This window comes from bacterium Unc6 (assembly GCA_013626165.1).
GTDB classification, from domain to species: Bacteria; Omnitrophota; Gorgyraeia; order Velesiimonadales; family Velesiimonadaceae; genus Velesiimonas; species Velesiimonas alkalicola.
Window position 1 is genome coordinate 1 of sequence record NDHX01000020.1, and the last position, 6,799, is coordinate 6,799.

Consider the following 6,799-nt stretch of genomic DNA (forward strand, 5'->3'; position numbering starts at 1 on the left):
ATCTATTCTGTTAGCAGGCAGGTAAAAAGGCAAGGAAAATTGTTTGACGGTTTAAGAAAGAAGAGTTAAAATAAAATGGTCTTTTGAAAAAGTAATATGGGGTTTACTGAGTTTACACTGAAGAACATATAAGCATCCATAAAAAGATAATTCCTACTATTAAAAACATAAAAGGAATTGATATTTTCTTTAACGGCCAACCTTTTGACTTAAAAGTGACTTATCTGCCTCGTGGATATAATCCCATTGCCGATAGACAATCCTATTGATTTAGCAATCTGGATGTATGAAAATCAAGGCGCTCAAAGATTTGGAGCCGACAATGGATTGTTTGTTGTGTTGTTAGACAAAGACAATCCTGAAAGAATCTGAGAATTAAAAAGGGATTTTACTCTTGTGTTTCAAAAAATTGATAATTTCTTTGATAGAGAAACAATCTCAAAGAAAGATGAGATTGTTTTTACTTTTGGAAGAAAAGAATATACAGCGGTAACAAAGGTATTAGTAATAACAAAATGAAACCGCCACTTCATATAACAGCAGATAAAAGACCGCGCTTCGTTTTGTCCAAATTCTGCTTATGCAGAACTTCTTTTACACCAGAACCGTTATACGCAATTAAGCACTTCAAACTTTCATCTTGAAGTAAAATCATCAAAACAGATTTAGTAAATAATATATAAAAAAGAGGTTAAAAGAGGTGATAATTTACCAAAATTGTTTAATGTTCTTGATCCAAAAATATGGTTTTGAAATTATAAATTCAACAAAGATAACTGAAACAAAATTTAAAGAGTTGTTGGAGAAAAATAAGAATGCTTAAGGTTGTTGGTATTATTTTTATAAAAAAATGAGGTTATCGGGTTATGTCCATAATGAAAAGAAAAAGATGGTATCTGGTTATTTTAGTTATAACTATTAGTGGATGTATTCATTTAAGCGATCTTAAATATACAAAAAGCCCTTACTATATCCGGACTATAATGGCAATTCAAAAAGCAGGTTCCCAGATAAATGTGCAAGATAATTCAGGCGCTCTAATGGCCGGAACAGCAAAAGTGAACATCACGCCACCTATAGGAACCCCCCTCGGCGGTTATGGTAAGCGGATAAATGTGCCCTCTGTGGGAATTCATAGTCAACTTTATGCCCGCGCCCTTGCTTTAAGTGATGGAAAAGATACGGTGGTAATTGTAGGACTGGATCTTGTGGCTGTTAGTGATGATATTTATAATGTCGTTTATGCCTTAATAAAAGAGAAGATTCCATTAAACCGAGAAAACCTGTTAATATCGGCAACGCATACCCATTCAGGGACAGGGGTCATGGGAAAAAGGTTTATAGAAAGACAGGCAGTGGGAAGGTTCAATAAGGAAATTTTTGAGTTCACTACTGAGAAAATAGCCCAGGCTGTAATCAGAGCATATGAGAACTTAAGCCCGGCCAGGATTGGAGCTGGTAAAGATTACATCCAAAACTTAAATATCAATAGGATGATTGCCGGTGGCATAACAGATCCTGAAATAGCAGTTTTAAGAGTGGATAATATTAAGGGGGCACCCATTGCTTATCTTATAAATTTTGCCGCCCATGCCACCGTCCTTGGTTCTTCTAACCTGTATATTTGCGGAGATTATCCAGGCTGGCTCCAGAAAGAGATGGAAAAAATATTTCCTGACACAGTAGCCATCTTTACAAGCGGTGCTATGGGTGATATTGCCCCCCGGCTGGACGGAGAGTTCCCTTCTTCTTTTGAGAAAGCCAAACAGATGGGTAGAATCCTATCCGAGAAGGTGCTGGAGATTTCTAAAGCGATAAAGACCCATCAGGAGGTGGAGATAATCTGTATCGGTGCAGACATTTATCTTCCCCCAGTTCAGTTAAAACCTCTCGGCTTTAAGGTTCCTACTTTTTTAGGACGGTTCTTCCTGGATAGAAAAACCTTCAAAAATATAATCCTGATAAACGATATTTTGCTGGTTGCCCTCCCCTGTGAGCCGGGGGTAGAGATAGGATTGGAACTAAAAAACATAGCCAGGGAGGCAGGCTACTTTCCTTATATTATTACCCTGGCTAATGATTGGATTGGATATGTTGTTCCTGAAAAGTATTATTACACTGATGAGTATGAGGCCAGGATGTCTTTTTATGGCCCGAAGATGGATTCCTACACCAAAGATATAGTAAAAGAATTCATAAGAGTGTTAGAAAGGAGGCTAGAGTAAAATGGTAAAAACGATAACAGTTCTATTCCTGCTCTGTGCCCTGTGTGCTTCTCAACAATCATCTGCCTTTGATGATGCGGCAATTCTAAAAAAAGCTCATCTGGATAGATCCAAAGAGGTCCCCATTCTTTACTTAAGAGGCACTCCTTATGAGATGGGTTACCAACAGGGGAAGTTGCTCGCCGAAGAGGTTGAAAATGTTATAGATGGTTTCCTCAGGTTTTTGAACAGAGAATTGACCAAAAGAATAAAGATTCCTCTTATCAGCCGCCCCATAATCAACATTATTCTTGATGTAGCCTACTGGAGAACAAGTCCCTTTATTCCTGAGGATTACAAGGAGGAAATGCGAGGATTAGCTGAAGGCAGTGGAGTTTCCCTCAGGAATATTCAGAGGATACATATTATCAGCGAACTATTTTATATACGCTGTTCAAGTTTTGCCGCCTTTGGAGAAGCCACAAGAGGAGGAAGGCTCTATCATACCAGGGTTTTTGATTGGATAGTGGGCTCAGGGATTGAAGAAAATCCCATAATCATCATCTACGAGCCAGAGGGGAAACATCCTTTCGTTAGCATTGGTTATGCCGGCTATATTGGTGTATTAAGTGGAATGAATATAGAAGGCATATCGGTGGCACAGATTGGGGCCAAGACGGTTGATAAAACCTTAAGAGGTGTCCCTATGCCATTTTTATTAAGAAAAGTTCTAGAAGAATCGGATAACTTAGAGGAGGCAACAAAGATAGTCAGGGATGCTCCTCGCACGGTTGGTCATAACTATGTCTTTGCAGATGCCAAAGCCGCAGAAGCGATAGTCTTGGAGACGACGGCTAATCTTTTTGCCGTATTCAGGGATAATGACCCTAAAGAAAAAGAGGTGGTTTATGCCATACCCCTGCCCAATATTGTTTTCAGGGCAGATGCGGCTATGGATCCTGAGGTTCGTGATCGGCAAATATGTGATAAAGGAGACCCTAAAAAACCAGGACTGGAACTGCCCTATGGCTCAGGTTCTTATGAGCACAGATATAAGGGGCAGGCTAGGTTGCTTAAAGAATATTACGGTCGGATAGATGAAGCCGTAGCCAAAAAAATTGTCAGAGAGGTGGCTATGCCTAAAAGCAATCTGAAGATGGTTATCTACTCCTTCCCTGAATTCTGGGTAGCCTTGTTAGAAAAAGGACTACCGGTGGCAGAACGCAAATTTAGAAATTATAATTTAAAAAAACTTCTGCCAATTAAACAAGAAAATGAAAAATAAATATTTAGTTTTACTTATTATTATTTTGACTGCTGGCTGCGGAACAATTACCGCATTAAACAGGCCCATTTCCCGAAGCGATGTAATCCCGCACATTGAGGACGGATATAAAGACTACCGAGGAGTTATTCATGTTCATTCTATCTATTCCGATGGCACAGGTACCTACTCTGAGATAGCGCAAGCGGCCAATAAGTCGGGATTAGATTTCCTGATAATAACAGACCATAACACACTTCAGGCATTGGATGACAATAAAGAGGGATGGTATGGCAGAACCCTTATCCTGGTTGGGGAGGAGGCCTCATTACCTGAAGGCCACCTCCTATCTTTAAATGTTAACAGGTTAATCAGGGGCAAAACCACCCAACAGACCCTTGATATGATAAGTAAAGCCGGGGGCCTCAGTTTCATTGCTCATCCGTATTATTCAAAGGCTCCCTGGAAAGACTGGGCCGTTTCCAACTTTCACGGAATGGAGATATACAATTTGAAGGAAGATGTCTTAAGTAAAGATAGACTAAGCCTTTTTTTAAGGTTTGCTTTTCTTCCTCCTGATGTAGTCTGGCGCAGTCTCATTGAACGGCCGGATGAGGCGCTACGGAAATGGGATGAATTAACACAGAAGCGAAAGGTGGTAGGGATTGCCGGAAATGATGCTCACGCCAGTGTGAGGATTTTAGGGATGACATTTGACCCATATGAGCAGTTTTTCAGGGTGGTCAACACACATATTCTTTTACCCGAAGGGGCAACGCTAGACAGAAGCTCAATCTATAAAGCACTTAAAAATGGGCATATTTATTCTGTTTTTCATATATTCTGTGAGGCAAAAAATTTTACCTTCATGGCCACTGATGGTCAAGAAATTCTCATTATGGGCGATGAAATGAATTTTTCTCCTGGCTGGAAGTTCTTTATCTCTGCCCCTAATCGTAAGGCCAAAATCAAATTGATTAGAAATGGGGAACTCATTAAAGAAGGGCCCGAGTTTTTAGAGCATGAAATAACCGAAGAAGGTGTCTATCGGGTAGAGGTCTATCTTAAAGATAGGCCCTGGATTTTTTCTAATCCAATATATATAAGACCCTCACGGGGGGGCCAAAAAATAGAAACAAGAAATAACAGAAGAAATAGAAAAGTTGAGTCAGAAAAAACCTTATTTGATATTAAAATGTGAAGCAAAACCTAAAAATATAGATACTGAGGAATTTGAAAGATATGGGGTTGACAGATTGGAGATAAAAAATGGGTAAGGTCACTTATGAACCTTTAAAAGAAAAAATAGGAACCGAAGAAATTTTTGGCTTAGTTTTTAAAGATACCTCTACAAAACACGGTCTACAAGAATTTTCCCAAGAAATTTTGAGTAAAATTAAAGCTTTTGAAAAAGAGCCTGGCAGGTATTATATCCGTTGCCTAAAAAGAGATAGAGATATTTTTATTTATGACCGAAATAAGAAGATTGGTAAACCCGAAGAAATTATTCGCCAACTTTGGTTAATGAAACTAACACAGGATTACAGATATCCATTAGATAGAATAGAAGTAGAAAAATCAGTGCAATTTGGTCGAGAAGTTAGAGAGAAATCAGCTGACATTGTTTTATATAAAGAAGATAAAATTACACCATACATAATCTTTGAAGTAAAACAACCGGATGCTAAAAAAGCCGAAGAGCAATTAAAATCTTACCTAAGCGCTGAAGGCGCAGAGGCAGGTGTCTGGTCAAATGGTATCCAAAAATTTATACTTTATCGTCCTTATCCTAAAGAATACATAACAACCTTTCGAGATATCCCTAATGTTAATCAAACCTGGGATGACCTTTTTGAAGAAAAAAGAACTTATGAGAAATTGCAAGAGAAATTTGATTTAACTTTTATAATTTCGCGGCTTGAAGAAATGGTTTTAGCCCAGGCAGGCGTAAATGTATTTGAGGAGGTTTTTAAATTAATTTATGCCAAACTTTATGATGAGGACCACGCAAAAAATGTCCGACCTAAAAAAGAAGTTCATTTTAAGCAATACAAAGAGCCTAAAAAGACATATGCAGTGATTAACGATGATCTTTTTAAAGAAGCAATTGATGAGTGGCCAAATATCTTTAATTCCATGGATAAAATCAACCTTACTTCGGAACAATTACAAATCTGTGTTCCATTTTTAGAAGAAATTAAGCTCTTTGGCTCTGGTAGAGAAGAATTAGAGATTATTGACCGCGCTTTTGAGCATTTAATTGCTGAGGTATCCAAAGGACAAAAAGGACAATATTTTACTCCTCGTAATGTAATCAAGATGTGTGTTAAGATACTTAACCCTAAAAAGGACGAATACATCATTGACCCTGCTTGTGGTTCTGGAGGATTCTTACTTCATTCAATGTATTGGGTGTGGGATAATCATTTAAAATCTGTGTCTTCCGAAGCAAAACAAAAATATGCTAATCGTTATTTGTTTGGCATTGACTTTGATGACAATATGCGCCGTATCTCACAGGCATTAATGCTAATTGCTGGAGACGGAAAACATAATATTTTCAAGCGAAATTCTTTAGACGCGCGGGATTGGACCAGTGAACAAGCAGAAGAAGCAAGGACTCGCTTGAAAACACTCTTAACTAAACAAGACGAGGAAAATCGCAAGACTTATCGCTATCTTAACTTTGATTTATTAATGACCAATCCACCTTTTGCCGGAGAAATTACTGACTCTGGTCTGCTTCGACAATATGAATTTGCCAAAAAGAATGGAAAACTTAAACAAAAGGCAGAACGTCATCTTCTTTTTATAGAACGTTCTTTAGACATGCTTTGTCCGGGTGGAAGAATGGCCATTGTTTTACCCCAAGGGGTTTTTAACAATACCAATATGGAATGGGTAAGAGAATGGTTCTTTGAAAAAGCTAGAATTTTAGCAGTAGTAGGACTTGAAGGAAATACTTTTAAACTTCCAGCGCCAGCAAAAGGCACAGGAACGAAAACTTCATTATTATTTTTGCAAAAAATGGAAGAGACTCAAAGGCCTTTAAAAGATTACCCTATTTTTATGGCAGTTTCTAAGAAGTCAGGAAAGGATAATTCTGGAGAATATATTTTTATAAATGAAAAAGGTAGAAGAATAAAATCAAAAGGCGGAATCTTTGAAGAAAAAGGTAGACTTGCTGACGATTTAGATGAAATTGCTGAAGAGTTTGTGAAGTTTGCAAAGAAAGAGAAGTTTGAGTGGTGGAGGTAATTATGGACGACATTAATGACAAAACCCTTAGATTATATACAAGATTAAATTCTCTAAAGCAAAATTTACCTGT

4 protein-coding genes are annotated in these 6,799 nt (G+C 37.9%); all 4 read left to right on the plus strand.

Annotated features, from left to right (window positions below; all coding sequences use genetic code 11):
- Positions 1-866: 866 nt before the first annotated feature.
- A complete protein-coding gene (locus tag B9J78_06720; GenBank protein MBA2124604.1) occupies positions 867-2,225 on the plus strand; it encodes a hypothetical protein in 1,359 nt (452 codons plus the stop codon).
- 1 nt (position 2,226) lies between these two features.
- Positions 2,227-3,489, plus strand: coding sequence for a hypothetical protein (locus B9J78_06725; GenBank protein MBA2124605.1), 1,263 nt, complete (start codon positions 2,227-2,229; stop codon positions 3,487-3,489).
- The gene (locus B9J78_06730) at positions 3,479-4,669 is read left to right on the plus strand and encodes a hypothetical protein (protein ID MBA2124606.1); all 1,191 of its coding nucleotides are present in this window, start codon (positions 3,479-3,481) and stop codon (positions 4,667-4,669) included. The genes B9J78_06725 and B9J78_06730 overlap by 11 nt, the downstream gene beginning before the upstream one ends.
- Positions 4,670-4,737: 68 nt before the next feature.
- Entirely contained in the window at positions 4,738-6,726 is a 1,989-nt protein-coding gene (locus tag B9J78_06735; protein MBA2124607.1) for a hypothetical protein, read from the plus strand.
- Positions 6,727-6,799: the final 73 nt, after the last annotated feature.

Excerpts from the sequence above, each read along its gene's own strand:
- B9J78_06720 (MBA2124604.1), top strand. The coding sequence starts at position 867 with ATGTCCATAATGAAAAGAAAAAGATGGTATCTGGTTATTTTAGTTATA.
- B9J78_06725 (MBA2124605.1), top strand. The coding sequence starts at position 2,227 with ATGGTAAAAACGATAACAGTTCTATTCCTGCTCTGTGCCCTGTGTGCT.
- B9J78_06730 (MBA2124606.1), top strand. The coding sequence starts at position 3,479 with ATGAAAAATAAATATTTAGTTTTACTTATTATTATTTTGACTGCTGGC.
- B9J78_06735 (MBA2124607.1), top strand. The coding sequence starts at position 4,738 with ATGGGTAAGGTCACTTATGAACCTTTAAAAGAAAAAATAGGAACCGAA.